Here is an 18750-nt window from a genome sequence, read left to right on the forward strand (position 1 = left end):
CAAGGGGTAAAACCTTTCGTTTCGCGGCTCGCGCCACTCGGAAAGGCCGAACGCGCATACCGCCTATCAACGTTACGTTCATTTGGGGCCGAACGGTGACCGATCCTTCGATTTTCGGCGAAACGAGTTGAACTCGGCGGCCGTTGACCGTGACTGCGAGGCCTACGCGTCAGGCCGGGGAACGATGAGTCCAGTGTCGAGTCAGCGAAAATATGAGCGGCCGGTATTCTGAGTAGCGACAACCAAGCTGGGAGACCGTACCGTGTGGACGACCGCTCTGCTGATTGCGGCCGTGCTGATCGGATCCAGCATGCAGCGCATCACCGGGATGGGGTTCGCCCTCGTCGCGTCGCCCTTTTTGGTTCTGTTGCTCGGGCCGAGCGACGGTGTCATCGTGGTCAACGTGTGCGGGGTACTGACCGCCGCTGTGGTTCTACTCCGCGTGTTTCGCCACATCGACTGGCGGCGTTACGGCGTTTTAGCATTCTGGGCCGTACTCGGTATCATTCCCGGCTCCTACGTTGTGCAGTTCGTTCCGGGGGCCTGGCTCGAAATTTCGATCGGCGTGCTCGTGGCCGCCGGCCTCACCGTCTCGGTGAGTCTTGGGCGCGTGAACGTGCGCGACCGACGGAGCTATCGGGTGCTCGCCGGCATGAGCAGCGGGTTCATGAACACGACCGCGGGAGTCGGCGGTCCAGCGGTGAGCATTTACGCCATTGCCACCGGCTGGCCGCAACGTTCCTTCGCCGCGACGATGCAGCCCTACTTTCTCACAATCGGCCTGGTTTCCCTGGCCTCGAAATTCGCCCTGGGTTCGGCCGATGTGCCGCAGCTGTCCGTTCTGGTCTGGGCGCTGATCGGGAGCGCCTGCCTCATCGGGCTCCTCATCGGCGACCTCCTCTCCGAGGTGGTCAAGCCGCACGTAGCACGCCGAATGCTGGTAGTCGTGGCCTACCTTGGGTCGTTCACAACCATTCTGCGCGGAGTCGTCGAACTGCTCGCCTAGCCGGCGGAACCCGTCCCAGCCCCACGCGCTTGCGCCCGCACCGACTTCGCGGAGACTGCACTGACGCTGGCGCGGCGCCGTTCTAAATGGTGAAGTCGACGCCGTCGGCCGACATCGACGCGGACTCCCCGGGGTGGGGAACGTGGTGCGCGACATCCGCTTGCATCAATTGTTCATCGGGATAGGTAGCTGTCACGAGAATGGGCATGTGGTCGGAGGTGCCCTGCGGCAGTGTCTCCACGTTCGTTATGGCCAGCCCCATTGACGTGGCGAGGTCGAAATGTCCGCGGAAGAACTTGTAGCGCGTGTAGGTGCGCGTGTCGCTGAGCGTGAGGTCGTAGCCGGACTGGTTCACCTTGTTGCCGAGCTTGCGCTGAAAGATCGGATAGTTGTAATCGCCGACCATGAGGGTTGGCAGACCGGGGCCGAGGATACTGAGCTCTTCGTGGGCCGTGCGGATCTGATTGCGGCGCAGGGAATTAAGCGCGGTCAACGGCGCTGCGTGAAACGATGCGACGACAAATTCCCGCTTCGCGACGTTGTCAACGAGTCGGGTGGCGATCAGTCGTTCGTGTGCGGGCGCGGCGACACGGTCGTGCATGGACTTCTTCAGCGCGAAGGTCTGCGTGGTGAGCGCCGTGAAACGGTCCTTGCGGTAGTAAATGGCCAGGCCGAGCCGATTGCGGTGGGTCGAGTCTGCCAGATGCAGATTGCCGACCTCGGCCGGCAGGTCAATCGTGTTGCACTCCTGCAGGCAGAGAATATTGGGACTATAACGATCGGCCAAGGCGGCGAGTTCGCCGCTGGCACGATTCTTGCGGAGGTTGTAACTTATGACCCTCATGACACCCGTCTCAGACTTGATGGCTATGCCCCAAGCCTACGACTCTCGTCGCTGTCGAAATTGAACATCCGGGGTCAGTTCGCACATGCGCAGGTGGCATCCAGTCTGCCGATACCCCCGATCCGGGGCTAGCTACCCCGCGCTGACGATCAGCAAGGTCACGGCGAAGACCAAACCCGCGGCCACGAAGGTGATGGTCGTGTAGCCGAGAATATCGCGCATCTTCAACCCGGCGATGGCGAGCAGCGGCAGGGCCCAGAACGGCTGGATCATGTTCGTCCATTGATCGCCATAGGAGACGGCCATGATGGCAACCGAGGGATCGACGCCCAGGCGGTCAGCGGCGTCGAGCATGATCGGACCCTGCACCGCGAACTGACCTCCACCGGAGGGAACGAAGAAGTTGACCAGACCGGCCGCCAGTAGCGCCATCACGCCGAAGGTCGCCGGGGTCGATACGTTCACGAAGAAGTCGGAGAAGACCTCGATGAGTCCCGACCCCACCATCATGCCCAGGATGCCCGCGTAGAGCGGAAACTGCAGCAGAATATCGCCGACGTTCGACGCCGCGTCTTTGGTGAGCCGAATCAGCTCGAACGGGTTACGCACGAGCAGAAAGATCAGCGCGAGGAACGACCAGTTGACAATGTCGAGCGTGATGGTGCCGCCCTCGACGAAGTGAATGGCGAGATAGGCCACCAGGGCGAGACCCACGATCAGCGTTAGGACACGACTGGCATCAAGGCGGTCGGCTGGAGTGACCACCGACTCCTCGGCGACAGCCTTCTCCCGCGCATCGACCTGTAGAACGAATACCGGGGCATCGCGCCGCGGCGCGACGAGGGCCAGAGCAAGTGCCACAATCGCGATCGTGGCGATAGCCGCCGTTATATTCCACACAGAGAATGTGGTGTCGCTGAGCGAAATCGTGCGGCCGAGCTGTTCGGCTAGAAAGGAACCCTCCGTGGCGGCGGTGAGCGGTCCCGATCCGGAATAACCCATGTGCCAGATCACAAAGCCGGAGTATCCGGCGGCGACCAACAGCGGGAAGTGCACCGGAATGCCCTTGGCGCGCAGCTGAAAAGCCACCTCCTTGGCGAGCAGCCCACCGACTACGAGGCCCAAACCCCACGTGATCAGGCACGCCACCGCGGCGACCACGAACACGAAGACGTAGGCCTGCAGGGCTGTGCGGGGCACCCCGCCCAAGCGCACGAGCAGTCGGTGCACCGGAGTAGTGTTGGCCAGAACGTGACCGAGCAACAGCACGAGCGCCATTTGCGTCATGAATGCGAGCAGCCCGGCCAGGCCGTCTCCCCAGCTGCGCACGACATCGATCGGTGCGGAATCGGTGAGTATTAGGGCGAGGATGGCTACGATCACGCTCAGTGCGATCACGAATACCAGTGCGCTCGGAATGAACCGTTCGACGAGCGAATTGATTGGGCGCATGAAGGCGGCGGCCGGCCCCGTGGCGCGTTTGTCGGTGGCAGTTGACATGAATGTCTCCCTGAGTTGCTACTGCGTTGTGGCTCAGGGCGTCCGCACTGACCTGTCCAACGTAACAGGCGCAGCGTCGCTGATCCGAACGGGCCGGGCGGGCGCCGCGTTCACACGAAACGTAGACTTGAGGGGTCGAAGCGTGACTTCGGCGATCGTAAGGGAGCCGAATGACCCAGAACGACATCGTTCTTATTCGCCACGGACAGACCGAGTGGAGCATCTCCGGTCAGCACACCGGCCGCACGGACGTTCCTTTGACCGACTTCGGTCGTCAGCAAGCGGATGCCCTCGGCGAGATGCTCGACGGCGCACACTTCGACCGCGTCTATTCCAGCCCGCTCGTGCGTGCCTGGGAGACCATGGAACGAGCCGGCTACGGAGCCCAAGGCATTCCCAGCAACAACGTTCTGGAGTGGGACTACGGGGTCTACGAAGGCCGCCGCACCGAGGACATCCGCTCGAAAATTCCCGGCTGGACCGTGTGGGGCAGCCCGATCCTGGACGGCGAGACCGTGGACGAGGTCGGTGCACGCGCCGACCTTGCCATTGAGGCTTGCCTCGCCGCCGAGGGCCGCGTGGCCGTGTTCGCGCACGGGCATTTTCTACGCATCATGACCGCGCGTTGGATGGGATTGCCGGCCGTTGCCGGCAAGAGCCTGAGCTTGGGCACCGCAACGGTCTCCACCCTCGGCTGGGAGCGCGAGAACCGCGTGCTGCAGATGTGGAACGACGCCTGCCACCTGAGCTCGATGGACCCGATCGTCTAGTCCGACCCGAATGTGACCATCCACTGCGATGCTGCGAGCAGCCAGCAGGCCCCGAGGCTAGCGCACGGGCACCCAGGTGCCTTTGACTCGCTCGGTCACCAGGGACGCCCGCAACTCAGCTACGACCCGCAAGTCGGCCACGACATGCGCACCGATCTGCAGTGCCGTCGCGGCGTCATCCGCTGTGAAACGCACGGTGACCCGCGCTGCCCCGGCGACGATCGAGAGGTCGGATGCCTCCACCGTCGTGAATTCGGCGGCCGCGGCCGCTGCCCGCGGCACCACCGAAGCTGGCGCAATATTCGGGTGCAGGGACTCGATACTCATGGTGACGCGATAAGAAGGCATGGTGTCAGGCTACGGGTACTGCTTTACTGAACGGGTCCCTCATCCCCACAAATCGGAGACCCATGACTTTCACGGCCACGATCGTTGCCCAGGTTCAGTCCACCAAACCGGATGCCCTCTGGGCGATCGCCACGACGCTCAGCACGCAGGTCCAGAATCCAGCCGGTGCGAATGCGTTCATCGCGCTCCCCGACAACGGCCGCATCGAGGTGGAAATCGCCAAGTTTGGTGAGAGCCTGCCGCTGACCATCGACGTGGTCGATACGCGCGGTCAGGCCGAGGCTCGGGCCAGCGCTCAAGACGTTCTGGATCTGCTGGAGCAGTCCGCCGGCTGGCAGGTCGACCACCTGCACGACTAAAGCGGATGCACACCCGCGGCACACAGGCACGCCGCCTAGGATCGCTGTCATGACTGAAACGACTGCCACCGCACCGCGCATCACTATGTATGGAGCGGAGTGGTGCGGCGACTGCCGTCGTTCCAAGTCGCTTCTCGACCGCCTCGAGGTGGACTACGACTATGTCGACCTGCTCCTGGTCGAAGATGGCGCCGACCGTGCCCGCGCCATCAGCGGTCGCACCAACATTCCCGTGATCGTGTTTCCCGACGACAGCCACATGGTCGAGCCCAGCGATGCCGAGGTGCGCACCAAGCTGACCCAGCTCGGCCGCATCAGCTGACGCTGGGCCGCTGGGGGCCCGCGGCCGTCGTGCTACTGTCGGAAATCGTAGCTACCAACGGGGGTCCCACCATGCACGCAACAGCCACGCCGTCGACGCGACGTATTCCTATTTCGCTATGGATCAGTGCGGTGCTGTTTGCGCTCTACAGCGTGCTCGGCGTTTTCGTGTGCATCGAAGTACGCAATGACGCACTCAATATTCTTGCTCTATTGACGGTGTCTCCGCTGATGTTCGTGGGCATGGTCATTTCTGTGGTCGACATCGTGCGCACGCGCAAGCGCGGTGACGCCGAACACGGCTATGCCCGACTGCAATGGCTGGGCCTGGCGCTCATGGTCGGCGCGATGCCGCTCTGGATGGCCATCGCCATCGCCATCGCGTCGCTGCCCTAACCTCGCCGTCAGCGCCAGCCGAGGCCGGGAGCGATCTGCTGCACGATGGTCTCCAGCAGATGCGCGTTGTACTCGACACCCAGCTGATTCGGGATGGTGACCAGCACGGTGTCCGCTTCGTGCACTGCCGCATCCGTTTTCAGCTGGTCGACGATCACGGAAGGCTCACCGACATAGCTCTTGCCGAAGCGGGCCAGTCCGCCGTCGAGATGACCGACCTGGTCGTGACTGCCGGCTGCGGCTTCCCGACCGAAGTAGGCGCGATCCAGATCGTTGACGATCGGCAGGATGCTGCGGCTCACCGACACGCGCGGTGTTCCCTCGTGCCCGGCATACTTCCAGGCCTGCCGGTAGACGGCGATCTGCTCGGCCTGCAGATCGCCGAACGGCACGCCGGTGTCTTCGGTGAGCAGGGTGGAGCTCATGAGGTTCATGCCCTGCTCCCCCACCCACTTAGCGGTTTTGCGCGTTCCGGCACCCCACCAAATGCGTTCGTTGAGCCCGGGCGACTGCGGTTCAATCGCCAGGAGCCCGGTGCGTCCGGTCATCTGCGGGTTCGCCGGGGCCAGGCCGGCGCCGCTGATGGCGGCCCGGAAGATGGCGGTGCGCGCACGCGCGTCATCGGCGTCGGAACTGCCCTCGGCCGGAACATAGCCGAACGTCTCGTAGCCGCGCAGCGCGGTTTCGGGCGAGCCGCGGCTGATGCCCAGCTGCAGTCGGCCGTTGCTGATCAGATCGGTGATCGCGGCTTCTTCCGCCATGTAGAACGGGTTTTCATAGCGCATGTCGATGACGCCGGTGCCGAGCTCGATTCGGCTGGTGCGGGCGGCCATCGCGGCGAGCAGCGGAAACGGCGATGCGAACTGCGGGGCGAAGTGGTGCACGCGCAGATAGGCGCCATCGATCCCAAGCTCCTCGGCGGCCTGGGACAGGTCGATCGTCTGCAGCAGGGCCTCGCCCGCGGTGCGGGCCTGTGATCCCGGTACCTCTTGGTAGTGCCCGAAGGAGAGAAATCCGATGCGCTTCATAGTCGGTGTAGCGTTCGCGGCCGGTGAGCTATTCCCCCAGCGGGCTCGCCGTCCCGATCTCGAGCTGAGAGCAGCCGGGCGTGCGGGGCGCTCCGTCTCCGGAGCACCCCGTTACCGTCTCACGAGCGGTCAGGCACGAACTGTCAGCGGCGCACGATGGAACGCAGCAGCCGTACGGCAACCGACAGCGACGCCATGTCGTCTTGCGCGAGCGAGTTGACCTCCTCGAACACGCTGCGCGCGCGGCCGAGCTGTTCGGCATTCAACTCTTCCCAAAGGAGGAGGCGTTCCTCGGGAGAACCGGCATCCGTTTCGTCGAGTACGGACCGCGCCATATCGGCGACGGTCGAATACAGGTCGTCGCGCAGCGCGGCGCGAGCGAGCGCCTGCCAGCGGTCCTTTCGTGGCAGCTTCGTGATGCGCTCGAGCAGGTTGTCGACGCCAAACCGGTTGTACACCGTGTAGTAGACCGCGGCGACTTCGGCCACCGGCAGGTTGGCCCGCGCGGCCAACTTGGCCACATCGAGCAGCGCGTACGCCTCAAACAGCTCCGACCAGCGGCGACCCAGGTCGTCGGGAATGCCCCACTCGCGGGCTTTCTCTTCCTGGATTTCGAGGCGCTTGAGGTCGGAACCCTGCAGGTAGTCTCCGAGGTGCTCACGCATCAGCGCGATCTGCGGCTTGTACTTGGCAATCACCGCGCCGACGGGCATGGAACCGCCGTGGTTGACCTGCCAACGCACCGCGCGGTCGAGCAGACGGCGAATATCCAGGTGGATCGCCGTCCACTTCTCGGTGGGGAACGACGAGGGCAGCGCGTTGAGCTCGTTGATCATGGTGTCAAGGTCAAAGACCTCACGCAGGGCGACGAAGGCGCGTGCGATCGTCGCCTGGTTCGCCGACGTCTCTTCCATCGTGCGGAAGGCGAAGGTGATGCCGCCGAGGTTGATCATGTCGTTCGCGACGACCGTCGCAATGATCTCGCGACGAAGCGGATGCGTGTCGAGTTCGGCATCGAAGCGCTCCGACAGCTGGGTCGGGAAGTATCGGCGCAGCGTGCTGCCGAACCACGGGTCGTCGGCGAGATCGCTGTCACGCAGCGCGGTGGCCAGCTCGATCTTGGCGTAGGCGGCGAGCACACTCAGCTCGGGGCTGGTCAGCCCCTGGCCGCGGTCGAGACGCTCGCGCAACGTAGCGGTTGTCGGGAGCGCTTCCAGCTCTCGCTGGAGTTCACCCGATTCCTCCAGCCAGTTCATGAGGCGCTCGTAACTCGGGCTCCAGTTGTTGACGAGCACCCGGTCGTTGAGCAGCAGAATGTTCTGGTCGACGTTGTCGACGAGAACGAGACGCCCCACTTCGTCGGTCATCTCGGCGAGGAATTCGGCGCGCTCGGCCGGGTCCAGCTTGCCGGCGGCGACCATGCGATCCACGAAGATTTTGATATTGACCTCGTGGTCGGAGCAGTCAACGCCCGCCGAGTTGTCAATGGCGTCGGTGTTGAGAATAACGCCGGCCAACGCGGCTTCGATACGGCCGAGCTGGGTGAAGCCGAGGTTACCGCCCTCGCCCACGACCTTGACCCGCAGGTCTTTGCCGTCGACCCGGATGGTGTCGTTGGCTTTGTCGCCGACCTGAGCGGCGGTTTCGCTGCTCGCCTTGACATAGGTACCGATGCCACCGTTGTAGAGCAGGTCGGTGGGCGCCAGCAGGATCGCTCGCAGCAGCTCCGGTGGGCTCAGCTGGGTGGTTCCCTCCGGCAGCCCGAGCACAATGCGAACCTCGGCCGAGATGGGAACGACCTTCGCCTGGCGGGGAAAGACGCCGCCGCCGGTACTGATCAGGTCGGTCTCGTAGTCGGCCCAGGAGGAACGCGGTAGTTCAAACAACCGGGCCCGCTCGGCAAAGGAGCTCGCCGGGTTGGGGTTGGGATCGAGAAAGATGTGCCGATGGTCGAAGGCCGCAACGAGTTTGGTGTGTTCCGACAGCAGCATGCCGTTGCCGAACACGTCGCCCGACATATCGCCGACACCGACGACGGTGAAGTCTTCGGTCTGGGTGTCAACACCGAGCTCGCTGAAGTGACGTTTGACCGATTCCCAGGCACCCCGGGCGGTGATGCCCATCTCCTTGTGGTCGTAGCCCACCGACCCGCCGGAAGCGAAAGCGTCACCGAGCCAGAATCCATACTCGGCGGCCAGAGAGTTGGCGATGTCTGAGAACGAGGCCGTGCCCTTATCGGCGGCGACCACGAGGTAGCTGTCGTCATCGTCGTGCCGCACCACGCGGTGCGGTACCACGACGTGTTCGCCGTCAGCATCGGCGACCAGATTGTCGGTGAGGTCGAGCAGCCCGCGAATGAAGGTCTTGTAGCTCTCAATACCCTCCGCCATCCACGCCGCGCGGTCCGCAGCGGGGTCGGGGAGTTTCTTGGCGAAGAATCCGCCCTTGGCGCCGGTGGGAACGATGACGGCGTTCTTGACCGTCTGCGCCTTGACCAGGCCAAGCACCTCGGTGCGAAAGTCCTCGCGTCGGTCCGACCAGCGCAGCCCGCCGCGGGCTACCTTACCAAACCGCAGGTGCACGCCCTCAACGCGGGGCGAATACACCCAAATCTCATACTTGGGCTTGGGTGACGGCATCTGCTCGATCTGAGACGGGTCAAGTTTGATGCTCAGGTACGGCTTGTACTGAAAGAAGTTCGTGCGCAACGACGCTTCGATGAGGGTGATCAGCGTGCGCAGCACCCGGTCGGCGTCGAGGGTGGGCACCTGTTCCATCGCTACCCGGAGCGTTTCGCGCACGTCGGTGAGGCGCAGCATCCGCTCATCCTCGGCGAGGTCGGGGTCGAATCGGGCTTCGAACAGCGCCACCAGCCCGCTCGTGACGGCCGGGTTGGCCAGCAGCGCGTTGGCGACGAAGCCATACGAGTTGGTGTTGCCGATCTGGCGCAGGTACTTGGCGTAACTGCGCAAAATGACCACGCGGTGCCAGGGCATACCGTCTTGCAGCACCAGGCGGTCCAGGCTGTCGGACTCGATGGCGCCGCTGATGGCAGCACCGAACGAGTCGGCCAGCAGCGTGCCGGTCGCGACCGGGTCAACGCCGCTCGGGTAGTGCAAGCCGAGGTCGTACAGGTAAAAACGACGCCCATCAACGGTCTGGATTTCGAACGGCACCTCATCGAGCACCTCGATGCCCAGATTCTGCAGAAACGGCAGAATCTGGCTGAGGCTCTTCGGTTCGGTCATGTAGAGCTTGATGCGTGCGTCTTCGCGCGGGTCGCCCGCCGTTTTCGGCAGATACACGTGCAGCCCCGGACGCGTGTGAGCATCGTTTGCTGCGCCGACCTGTGCGGCGCAGGCTTCGAATCGTTCGATGTCTTCGAGAGCGTCGGTGACCGCGTAGTCCACCCGGTAGCTGTCGGGAAAGGCGTTCGCCCAGACGTTGGACAGCCGCTCGGCCTCTTCGACCGAGTGCGTCTCGCGCAGCTCGTCGCTGATCCCCTCCGGCCAGGAACGAACGGCCATAGCCAGCCGGCGTTCCAGCGCGACGATGTCGACGGAATCAGCCGCTACGTCTTGCGGCAAACGGATGCGATAAAACAGTCGCGCCAACGCCGATTCGGTCATACGTGCCTCAAAGTCGAGCGACTCCGAGTTGAAGGTCTCTTGCAGTTCTTTCTCAATACGCAACCGCACGGCGGTGTTGTAGCGGTCACGCGGCAGGTACACCAGTGCCGACATGAACCGGCCGTAGATGTCGGGCCGCAGGAACAAGCGGGTGCGACGACGTTCCTGCAGGCGTTGAATGGCGAGCGACACGGTAACCAGGGCGGGGACTTCGATCTGGAACAACTCGTCACGGGGATAGGTTTCCATGATACCGAGCAGGTCTTTACCACTATGCGACTCGGGCGGAAATCCGACCTCGGTCATGACGGCCTTGACCTTTTCGCGCAACACCGGAACGGCCGTGACGGAGCTCGTGTAGGCACTCGCGGCGAACAATCCGATGAAGCGCTGCTCGCCGCTGACCTGGCCGGCGGCATCGAAACTCTTGATCCCGATGTAGTCAAAGTAGGCGGGGCGGTGCACGGTCGACCGAGAATTCGCCTTGGTGATTACCAGTGCGGTGCGTTCGCGGGCCTTCTGGCGGCCGGCATCCGTGAGGTGTTGAATCTGGTGGCGATCGTCGGCGGACCGCAGCAGGCCAAGGCCACTGCCCTCAATGAGCGTGAGCACGTCTTCACCGTCGAGGGTCTCGAGGTTGTATTCGCGGTAGCCCAGAAAAGTGAAGTTTCCCTCGTCGAGCCAGTGCAGGAGCTGCTGAGTTTGGCGGAGGTCTTTGATCTGCGCACCGTCAACGACCAAGTCGAGCGCATCGGCGATCTGCATGGCCTTGGAGCGCATGTGCGGCCAGTCTCCAACCGCGGCGCGAACATCGCCCAGAACGGCCCGGAGTCCGGCCAGGAGGCTGGCCTGTTCGTCATCGCTTGCACTGTCGATTTCAATGGCGATCCAGGATTCCAGGTGCGAGGCATCGTCACCGGTCGCGATGAGGTGGGCGATGTTCGGCATGGCCGAGGTATCCCCGCTGGAAACGCCGGCGGTGGCCGGGATGCGGTTGATGTCGACGAGGTCGTTGCTGGCCTTGCTGCGGGCCACGATGAGCAGCGGGTGCACGACCAGGTGAATGGCTGAATGCTGGCGCACGAGTTCGGCGGTGACCGAGTCCACCAGAAAAGGCATGTCGTCGGTGACGATATAAACGACACTGCGCCCGGATTCATTACGGATCTCGATGGTCGCCGTCTTCGGCACCCGGTGCTGCGCGACCTGCCAGTGCGCGCGCGCCCGGGCCTCGAGAATCTCCGGGGTGTAATTCGACGCATCTTCGTCTGTTAGATGCTCGTAGTAGTCAACAATGAACGTTTCGAGCTCGGGATCTAACGGGGACAGACCCGTTGGGGTGAAACCAGACGACATTGAAAAAACGCCTCCATCAAATTCGTCGTCGTGTGAGAGCGGCTCATAACCTACCGGCCACCGCCGACATCCCGGGTGGGATTCGAACACGGCGATAACCGCACAGCCAACGAACAGCAAACACAGACAAAACAGGTGTGCGGGCTCCTGCGCCGGGCACGTCGGTGTGCCTCGCCGAACTCAATCATGGAGATCCCTTGCTAGCCCATCGTAGTCGCCGAGCCCTGAACCCCAGCTGGTGGCCGCAGAACCTGCGGCCACCAGCTTTGAATACACCCTTCCCGCGTCGATTCGGTCGTGACCGGGGCATAAACCGCCGATAACGACCAAATCGTGCTCCCTAGTACCAGCCGACAGCCTGCGAGTGCGACCAGGCGGCGCACGGCGTTCCGTAGGAGGAAGCCTTGATGTAGCCGAGGCCCCAACTGATCTGCGTGGTGGCGTTGGTGGCCCAGTCGTTTCCGGCCGATGCCATCTTGCTGCCCGGCAAGGCCTGCGGAATGCCGGTGGCTCCACTGCTGGAGTTCATGGCAGCGTAGTTCCAGCCGGACTCTTTCTGCCACAGCTGGTCGAGGCAGCTGAACTGGCCTTCGCCCCAGCCGTATTGCGAGGCGGCCATCGAACGTGCCGTGGCGCGAGCGCCTTCGACGCTATTTCCTCCAGCGAGAGACTGCACACGAGCGGCTTCGGCAGCTTGGGCGGCTGCCTCCTGAGCGGCCTGGGCTGCGGCGGCAGCTGCAGCAGCGGCAGCGGCGGCCTCAGCGGCAACGCGATCGACTTCGGCCGTCGCCGCAGCGACCGACGCGGTCTCGGCCTTGGTCGCGGCCGTGAGCGACTCCACCCTTTCGATGGGCAGAATTTGGTAGCTGGCGAGCGAGCTGGCGACCGACGCGAGGGTCGTGGCATCCACTTTGGTCTGGCTCGCGGCGATGACCACGTTGGCCTCGTTCAGTGCAGCGGATGCGTTGTCGCGGCTGATCGAATCGCCGCGCTCAGCGTAGATATCGAGTTGGTCACTCTGGAGGCCGGTGCTTTCGGCGAGGGCGGCCGTTGCTGCGATGCTGTCTTGCTTGGCGTCAGCCGACTGGGCAGCGAAACCGCTTCCGGCGACGAGGCCGGCGATGACGAGCAGGGTACCGGAGGCCATGGCAATTTCATGTCGGCGAGTGCGCGGCTTACGCGGCTTGGGGGATTTTCCAAGTTCTCGGGGGGCGAGGTGGGCACGAGGCGTTTCAGTGTGTTTGGGGCGCATATCCTTTATTTGGCGCGAATGAAAGGCGCTAGGTACGCCCGTTCGCTGGTGTTCGGGCCCGGGCACTTCGGGGTGGCGCGGGACGAGTTCGCCAGCTTGCACGGCCTGATTGAACAAAACCTCACTGTTTTCTCCGAAAGCCCTGACTTTCGGTCACACGGGCGCTTCCATGGCATACTTTGCGACTTTTACGGGTGCGTTTATGCAGCTGATTTATTAATTATGCTGGTCACGGTCATATTCTCGAACGGAGAGGGCCGGTGCGCGGGGGGCACGGAACCGGTCCAAAAAATTTGTGTCAATTTTTGTGCTAAGCCTGCGCGCCCTGCCCTAGCACTGCGCCCGAGCACTGCGCCCGACCATAGGTCGCCCCGATACGACCCCAATATATTCACCCAGTTCACGGGGCGCCGAGCGACGGGGGTGCGTGCTTAGCTCACCCAGTCGCACAATTGGGGAGCACTAAATTCAACGTTTCACGCACGAGAGCGATACCAACACCGCCGTCAACGCTGACCCGGCGCGCAGTACTGCCGTCGATCCACTCTGCCGTCGTAGCGGGCCGACGCTATGACCGTGCTCGGCTGTATCTCTCCGTCAACGGATGCCTGTTCCCCGATTCCGAACCCGACCCCGCGTGGGGCGATGTGGCGCAGGCATCCATTTTGATCAACCGCGGACCGACGCGCCCCGGCGTCGCTGGCAGCGCGCGTACCGGCGAGTCGTCGGGACTCTGGAAGTGCCAGCGCAACGAAGAAGATCAAGGCATGCCGGCCCCCTATACTCACTCCGGCCTACTCCGCAGTCGGCATCACGGTTGACGATCTTGCCCTGATGCGCTCCTGGCTCGAGCACCTGGCCTGACCGGTTCCGTGCCGTGCCGAGCCGTGCCGAGCCGAGTTGGGCCGGGCAGCGGATGCCGCTACTGTTTCTCAGCAGGGCGCGCCACGGTACGATCCCCAGATGGTGACATTTCGTTTTGAGGCCGAGCTGTGGGAATGGTCATCGAGCACCTCCTGGGTATTCGTGAGCCTGCCGACCGACGTGACCGACGAGATTCGGGAACGGTCCACCCTGCCGCGCCGCGGATTCGGCTCAATCCCCGTGTCGGTGTCGATCGGGGGCACGCAGTGGACCACGTCTGTTTTTCCCGACAGCCAGCGCGACACCTATGTGCTCCCTCTGAAAAAAGCAGTGCGCACCAAGGAGCAGCTCGATGTGGGCGACACGGCCGCGGTCGTTGTGGACATTGATTTGTGAGCATTGAGCTGTGAGCATCGAGCCGTGAACGAACCCAGCTGACCGGAGGGGTTGGACCCCGAAGGTGGCGCGGCGGACACCGCGCCGTACCGATAGGTTCATATAGTCGTGGCTATGCGGCCGAAGGAGCCTCATGTCCGCACGTCCTCGTTTGCACGTTCCGCAGTTCTCCCCGCTCGCCTGGATTGTGGGCGGCATCTCCCTGCTTCTGCTGCTGATCGCCACTGCCACCGGAGGGCCCTCTAGCCTGCTCGTGATGGCGGGCTTTATTGCAGCGCTCACGGCCGGTTACGCCCTCGTCACCGGCCGGCGGTCCTGGGCGGGCATCCGCAGCAGAAAGATCGCCGGAGTCGCACTGGCCGGGGCCGTCGTTGCGATGATCGTGGGCACGTCTCTGGCACCGGCATCCGTTGATACCGATCTGGCGAGCACGAGTTCTCGACCCACCGCAACGGCTGTCCCGTCCGCTTCGGCGACGCCGACCCCGACTCCCCTGGCCTTCACCGATGAGGCGCCGGCGGATCCGACCAGCAGCCAGCCGGCCCCGGAAGCGGCGAGCATCGTTCTCGCCGACAGTGCGGCGACCGACACCACGGCCATCGCTTTGCTGGCAACCCTGCCGGTCAAGGGCCGCGCCCCCAAAACCGGATACGACCGCACGGCCAACTTCGGCACGGCGTGGCTCGATGTTGACCACAACGGATGCGACACCCGCAACGACGTGTTGGCTCGCGACCTGACCGGTATTGTGAAATCGGGCAGCTGCCGGGTGATGACCGGCACGCTGGTGGGCCAGTACACCGGAAAGACGATCAGTTTTGTGCGCGGAACTTCGACATCGTCGCTCGTGCAAATCGATCACGTGGTTGCCCTGTCGAATGCCTGGCAGACCGGAGCACAGCAGCTCAGCAACGCCCAGCGTGTTTCGCTGGCGAACGACCCGCTGAACCTGTTGGCCGTAGACGGACGCACCAATTCCAGCAAGGGCGATGGCGACACGGCCACCTGGCTGCCGCCACTGAAATCGTTCCGCTGCGCTTACGTGGCACGACAGATTTCGGTGAAGGCCACCTACGGATTATGGGTGACGCCGGCCGAGCACGACGCGATGACGCGGATTCTGACGGCGTGCCCCGACGAGCGCGCGAGCACATCTGCGTTCGCCCCGGCACCGGTTGTTGTCGAACCCGCCCCGGTCGCACCGCCGACCAGCGCCTACTACAAGAACTGTGACGCAGCTCGGGCGGCGGGCGCGGCTCCCGTACATGTGGGCGATGCCGGCTATGGCAAGCACCTCGACCGGGACGGCGACGGGGTCGGCTGCGAAAGCTAACCGGAGCGCGTTGAACCGCCACGCCGGGCCGGTGTTTAGAGACCGCGGCGACCGGTCAACAACGCGTGCAGCAGCGGGGCGACTGACGCGACCATCAGTACGGTGCCGAGCACCGCGTCATCCGCTTTCAACAGAACACCGGCGATGAGGAGTGCACCGAACATAAGCGCCGACACCGCTTGCCGAACGCTGCGCTCGAGGCGGGCCACCCGCTTTTCCAAGCCCGGGTTTGCGACCGCCACGGAGCCGTCCTCAATGCGGGTGATGAGCGCATCGAGCCGCTTCGGCAGGCGAAGGGCAATGCCGGCGGTCTCCATGGCTTGTTTGGCGAAATCCTGCACGAGGTTGCCGCCCTCGTCCCGCAACAGCTGGGCCGCATACGGCTCGACCGAGTCCCAGAGATTGAACGCCGGGTTGAGCGCGCTGCATACCCCGGAGGTGAGGGACATCGCCCGAATGATGAGCAGAAAGTTCTCGGGCAATTGGAACGGCAGCGAGCGCACCACATCGCCGAACTGCACGGCGAAATCGCGGAACTCGCGGGGGTCAACCTCGCGCAGCTCGGCGAATCCCATACCGCCGAACCGAGCGAACAGCTGCGTCATTGCCTGCTCAAGCTCCGTCGTCTCCGCCGAGGGAAGAAGCACGCCCACGTCCCGCATCGCATTGACCAGACCGCGCCCGTCACGCCCGGCGGCGGCGATCAGCAGTTTGCGCAGGCCGCTTCTCGTGCTGGTGGGCACCTCGCCCATCATGCCGAAGTCGATAAATGTCAGGTTCCAGGCGCGGGGCCCCTCGGCAAGCGGGGTGACGAAGATATTGCCGGGATGCGGGTCGGCGTGGAAGAACCCCTTCGTGAACAACTGGTCGAACATGACCGCCGCGAAGACGGGGGCGACCTCTGCCGGGTCGATACCCGCCGCGACGAGGGCCGCGACATCGGTGATCTTGATGGCGGTCACGTCTTCCAGGGTGAGAACGCGGCGGGTAGTGCGTTCCCAGACCACACCGGGCACACTCACCCGGTCATCATCAGCAAAGGCCTCCGCGAAGCGCGTGGCGCTGGCCGCCTCGTGCAGATAGTCGATCTCTTCGAGGCTGGTCTGCGCGAATTCCTCCACCAGAGCGGGCATGTCCACCCGCCTGGAGACGAGTTTCACATGGCTGAGCCACCCACCGACCTTGCGCAGGGCGGCCAGGTCGACGTCGATGATCTCATCGATGCCCGGCCGCTGAATCTTGATGACGACCTGCTCGAGCCCGGTATCGGCAGCATCGAGCGGGGACAGCCGCGCTCGGTGGGCCTGCCCGAGGGATGCCGCTGCGACCGGCGTCTCATCGACCATTGCAAATGCTCGCTCCAGCGACATCCCCAGCTCCGCCTCAGCGGCCGCACGAATCGACGCGAACGGCACCGGGGCCACCTCGTCTTGCAGCCCCTCAAGCTCCTTGGTGATCTCGGGTGGCAGTACGTCCAGGCGTGACGACATGAACTGCCCGACCTTGATCATCAGGCCACCGAGGTCTGCGGCCAGAACGTGAAAACTCTTCGCGAAGCGTCGCATCCGCTTGGATCTGGTGCGCTCGGCGATTCTCACCAGCCCGATGCGCGGAAGAAACAGTTCGAACCACCACGTGATGGCGAGATTGAAGCCGGCGAAACGCAGGATGCGACGGTAGCGGGCGCGGGTGTTGCCCGCGCCCGCCGGGGAATCGGTTCGACCGCGACGAGCCGATGGCACCCGTCAGTCCTGGGCGAGGATCGAGTACAGCCGACGACGCGCGTCGTTGAGCACCGTGACGGCCTCGGTGATTTGCTCCGGCGTGCCGGTGCGCCCCACCTGGGCCGCCGCCTGAGCGAGTTCGATACCCGCCTTGGGCAAAGCACCATGGCCGTGGCCGGCAGTGGATCCCGTTGAGTCCCACGGCGCACTGGTGTCGGCGTCGGCGACAGCCGCGCGACCCTCATCGGTCAGTGAGTAGATTTTGCGGCCGTTGGACTCCTCGGCGCTGATCAGCCCCTCGTCGGCGAGCAACTGCAGGGTGGGGTATACCGAGCCGGCACTGGGCTTCCAGCTACCGCCGCTGCGCTCTTCGATTTCGTGAATGATCTGGTAGCCGTGCATCGGCTGCTCGGCGAGCAGCGCCAGAACCGCCGTGCGCACCTCGCCACGACCGGCACGGGTGCCCGCTCCGGCTTGCTTCTCGAACCGCGATCGAAACTGGTCCATCGCCTGCCAAATGCCGTCGATGCTGCCGGCGTTGAACCCGCCTGTGGGAAATGAACTGCCCATGATTGCCTCCTCCGTCTGAAGTACTAACGATACTCAACGATACTCGGCGATATGGTCGAGCGATAGTGTGCGTTGGCTGGGAGAACTCCTGGGTGGGTAGATTCACGCCGTGAGCTAAGCGCCCGCGGTACGGGAGCGCAGTCACAATCAGAGGGTCCCAGTGAGCACAGCACGGTGCCGCTCGTACCGCGCCTTGCCCACAATTCGCCAGAGTATCCGCGCCGGCGCGGGCAGGTTCTTGTGCAGCCATTCCCGGCCACCATCCGGTTGCGCGGCGAGAATAGCCCCCAGCTGAATGAACATTTTGCCCTTCGGCGTGGCCTTGCGACCATGGTCGGCCAGGGCGTCGACATCCGCGGGCGTGAGCGAGGACTCCATCACGGGCACGATGTTTGCCTCCTCGTCGGGCAGGTGCACGGCGAGCGCCGCGTTGATGCCGGAGAGTGCAGCGGCAACGGATGCGGCATCGACTGTCCGGCCGTTGGTCCGCCATCTCGGCAGGGTCGCGTCGAGTTCTTGCAGGTGCACGAGCATCTCGGCGTGCTGCTGCTTCATCCGCGTGACGTGGGCCGCGCAGGAGGGGGCACGACTTTCGAGCCGACCCCACAGCATCCTGTCTTCGCCTTCGTGGTGACCGTGCAGCCCGGTCGAGAGCATAGCCAGGTGGTCGCCGACGATCTCGGCATGGGCCGCATCATTGTTGCTGACGCCGGCGACAAGCGCGGGGGCCTCGCCGAACCCGGCTCGGAAAAACCGATGAATCTCGGCCATTCCACTCGCATCGCAGGTTTTCGCAACACCTCCGCCAGCGGGGGTGTCGCCACTCGCGGGCAGCGCGGTTGCAGGCATGAGGGCTCCGATCTCGAGGTACGAATCGTCACGCGGCGAATCGGCACGCCCGAATCGTCACGTACAAGTGACCACTGGGCAGGCACTGGAACTGTATTCCGGTTGGCGGCTTCCTGACAAGGGCCCGCTTGGCGGCCTGCCCCCCACTGGATGAACCCTGACGCCGGAACAGAATTGTCAATTCGTCGAGCACGGCTTGCTCGTC

General features: G+C 64.0%; 16 protein-coding genes. 7 read left to right on the top strand and 9 right to left on the bottom strand.

From position 1 onward, the window contains the following. Positions 1-262 precede the first annotated feature (262 nt). Positions 263-1006: a sulfite exporter TauE/SafE family protein gene (locus tag QMK22_RS09345; RefSeq protein ID WP_283497348.1), complete on the top strand. Its 744-nt coding sequence runs from the start codon at positions 263-265 to the stop codon at positions 1004-1006. Positions 1007-1088: 82 nt separating this feature from the next. Here QMK22_RS09345 and QMK22_RS09350 read toward each other — a convergent pair whose 3' ends face one another. Both QMK22_RS09350 and QMK22_RS09355 read right to left on the bottom strand, forming a co-directional pair. Next, a complete protein-coding gene (locus QMK22_RS09350) occupies positions 1089-1850 on the bottom strand; it encodes an endonuclease/exonuclease/phosphatase family protein (protein ID WP_283497349.1) in 762 nt (253 codons plus the stop codon). 132 nt (positions 1851-1982) lie between these two features. Beyond that, the gene (locus QMK22_RS09355) at positions 1983-3350 is read right to left on the bottom strand and encodes a short-chain fatty acid transporter (RefSeq protein ID WP_283497350.1); all 1368 of its coding nucleotides are present in this window, start codon (positions 3348-3350) and stop codon (positions 1983-1985) included. A 170-nt stretch (positions 3351-3520) separates the two neighbouring features. On the opposite strand from QMK22_RS09355, the gene QMK22_RS09360 reads away from it, so the two are divergent. Beyond that, entirely contained in the window at positions 3521-4120 is a 600-nt protein-coding gene (locus tag QMK22_RS09360; RefSeq protein WP_283497351.1) for a histidine phosphatase family protein, read from the top strand. Between the two features lie 57 nt (positions 4121-4177). Here the strand turns inward: QMK22_RS09360 and QMK22_RS09365 are convergent, their stop codons facing one another. Then, positions 4178-4468 (bottom strand): hypothetical protein, encoded by a 291-nt coding sequence (locus QMK22_RS09365; RefSeq protein ID WP_283497352.1) that lies wholly within the window; start codon positions 4466-4468, stop codon positions 4178-4180. A 62-nt stretch (positions 4469-4530) separates the two neighbouring features. Between QMK22_RS09365 and QMK22_RS09370 the strand changes: the two genes are divergently transcribed. The 3 genes from QMK22_RS09370 (at position 4531) to QMK22_RS09380 (ending at position 5544) form a co-directional block, all read left to right on the top strand. Then, entirely contained in the window at positions 4531-4827 is a 297-nt protein-coding gene (locus QMK22_RS09370) for a hypothetical protein (protein ID WP_283497353.1), read from the top strand. Between the two features lie 49 nt (positions 4828-4876). Further along, on the top strand, positions 4877-5149 hold the full coding sequence (locus QMK22_RS09375; RefSeq protein ID WP_283497354.1) for a glutaredoxin family protein: 273 nt from the start codon (positions 4877-4879) through the stop codon (positions 5147-5149). A gap of 71 nt (positions 5150-5220) precedes the next feature. After that, positions 5221-5544, top strand: coding sequence for a hypothetical protein (locus QMK22_RS09380; protein WP_283497355.1), 324 nt, complete (start codon positions 5221-5223; stop codon positions 5542-5544). Positions 5545-5552: 8 nt separating this feature from the next. On the opposite strand, the gene QMK22_RS09385 is transcribed toward QMK22_RS09380, so the two are convergent. From QMK22_RS09385 to QMK22_RS09395, 3 genes are all read right to left on the bottom strand, one after another. Continuing rightward, on the bottom strand, positions 5553-6572 hold the full coding sequence (locus tag QMK22_RS09385) for an LLM class flavin-dependent oxidoreductase (RefSeq protein WP_283497356.1): 1020 nt from the start codon (positions 6570-6572) through the stop codon (positions 5553-5555). Positions 6573-6715: 143 nt separating this feature from the next. Continuing rightward, positions 6716-11557 carry an NAD-glutamate dehydrogenase gene (locus QMK22_RS09390; RefSeq protein WP_283497357.1) on the bottom strand — a complete coding sequence of 1614 codons (4842 nt, stop codon included), beginning with the start codon at positions 11555-11557 and terminating at the stop codon, positions 6716-6718. Between the two features lie 340 nt (positions 11558-11897). After that, entirely contained in the window at positions 11898-12704 is an 807-nt protein-coding gene (locus QMK22_RS09395) for an aggregation-promoting factor C-terminal-like domain-containing protein (RefSeq protein ID WP_283497358.1), read from the bottom strand. 1068 nt (positions 12705-13772) lie between these two features. Here QMK22_RS09395 and QMK22_RS09400 point away from each other — a divergent pair. Together QMK22_RS09400 and QMK22_RS09405 are read left to right on the top strand one after the other, a co-directional pair. Continuing rightward, positions 13773-14069, top strand: a complete 297-nt coding sequence (locus QMK22_RS09400) for a DUF1905 domain-containing protein (protein ID WP_283497359.1) — start codon at positions 13773-13775, stop codon at positions 14067-14069. Positions 14070-14202: 133 nt separating this feature from the next. Continuing rightward, positions 14203-15402: a GmrSD restriction endonuclease domain-containing protein gene (locus QMK22_RS09405; protein WP_283497360.1), complete on the top strand. Its 1200-nt coding sequence runs from the start codon at positions 14203-14205 to the stop codon at positions 15400-15402. 35 nt (positions 15403-15437) lie between these two features. On the opposite strand, the gene QMK22_RS09410 is transcribed toward QMK22_RS09405, so the two are convergent. The 3 genes from QMK22_RS09410 to QMK22_RS09420 all read right to left on the bottom strand — a co-directional run bounded on the left by QMK22_RS09410 (position 15438) and on the right by QMK22_RS09420 (position 18545). After that, positions 15438-17144, bottom strand: a complete 1707-nt coding sequence (locus tag QMK22_RS09410; RefSeq protein ID WP_283497361.1) for an ABC1 kinase family protein — start codon at positions 17142-17144, stop codon at positions 15438-15440. Between the two features lie 3 nt (positions 17145-17147). Then, a complete protein-coding gene (locus QMK22_RS09415; RefSeq protein ID WP_283497362.1) occupies positions 17148-17696 on the bottom strand; it encodes a PadR family transcriptional regulator in 549 nt (182 codons plus the stop codon). 147 nt (positions 17697-17843) lie between these two features. After that, a complete protein-coding gene (locus QMK22_RS09420) occupies positions 17844-18545 on the bottom strand; it encodes a hemerythrin domain-containing protein (protein WP_283497363.1) in 702 nt (233 codons plus the stop codon). Between the last annotated feature and the right edge of the window lie 205 nt (positions 18546-18750).

Source organism: Cryobacterium sp. PH29-G1, from assembly GCF_030063365.1.
Taxonomy (GTDB): domain Bacteria; phylum Actinomycetota; class Actinomycetes; order Actinomycetales; family Microbacteriaceae; genus Cryobacterium.

Bases quoted from the DNA above. Each gene is read 5' to 3' on its own strand.
- QMK22_RS09405 (WP_283497360.1), top strand. From the start codon at position 14,203: ATGTCCGCACGTCCTCGTTTGCACGTTCCGCAGTTCTCCCCGCTCGCC.
- QMK22_RS09355 (WP_283497350.1), bottom strand. From the start codon at position 3,350: ATGTCAACTGCCACCGACAAACGCGCCACGGGGCCGGCCGCCGCCTTC.
- QMK22_RS09415 (WP_283497362.1), bottom strand. From the start codon at position 17,696: ATGGGCAGTTCATTTCCCACAGGCGGGTTCAACGCCGGCAGCATCGAC.
- QMK22_RS09350 (WP_283497349.1), bottom strand. From the start codon at position 1,850: ATGAGGGTCATAAGTTACAACCTCCGCAAGAATCGTGCCAGCGGCGAA.
- QMK22_RS09385 (WP_283497356.1), bottom strand. From the start codon at position 6,572: ATGAAGCGCATCGGATTTCTCTCCTTCGGGCACTACCAAGAGGTACCG.
- QMK22_RS09375 (WP_283497354.1), top strand. From the start codon at position 4,877: ATGACTGAAACGACTGCCACCGCACCGCGCATCACTATGTATGGAGCG.
- QMK22_RS09400 (WP_283497359.1), top strand. From the start codon at position 13,773: ATGGTGACATTTCGTTTTGAGGCCGAGCTGTGGGAATGGTCATCGAGC.
- QMK22_RS09380 (WP_283497355.1), top strand. From the start codon at position 5,221: ATGCACGCAACAGCCACGCCGTCGACGCGACGTATTCCTATTTCGCTA.
- QMK22_RS09395 (WP_283497358.1), bottom strand. From the start codon at position 12,704: ATGGCCTCCGGTACCCTGCTCGTCATCGCCGGCCTCGTCGCCGGAAGC.
- QMK22_RS09420 (WP_283497363.1), bottom strand. From the start codon at position 18,545: ATGCCTGCAACCGCGCTGCCCGCGAGTGGCGACACCCCCGCTGGCGGA.
- QMK22_RS09370 (WP_283497353.1), top strand. From the start codon at position 4,531: ATGACTTTCACGGCCACGATCGTTGCCCAGGTTCAGTCCACCAAACCG.
- QMK22_RS09360 (WP_283497351.1), top strand. From the start codon at position 3,521: ATGACCCAGAACGACATCGTTCTTATTCGCCACGGACAGACCGAGTGG.
- QMK22_RS09390 (WP_283497357.1), bottom strand. From the start codon at position 11,557: ATGTCGTCTGGTTTCACCCCAACGGGTCTGTCCCCGTTAGATCCCGAG.
- QMK22_RS09365 (WP_283497352.1), bottom strand. From the start codon at position 4,468: ATGCCTTCTTATCGCGTCACCATGAGTATCGAGTCCCTGCACCCGAAT.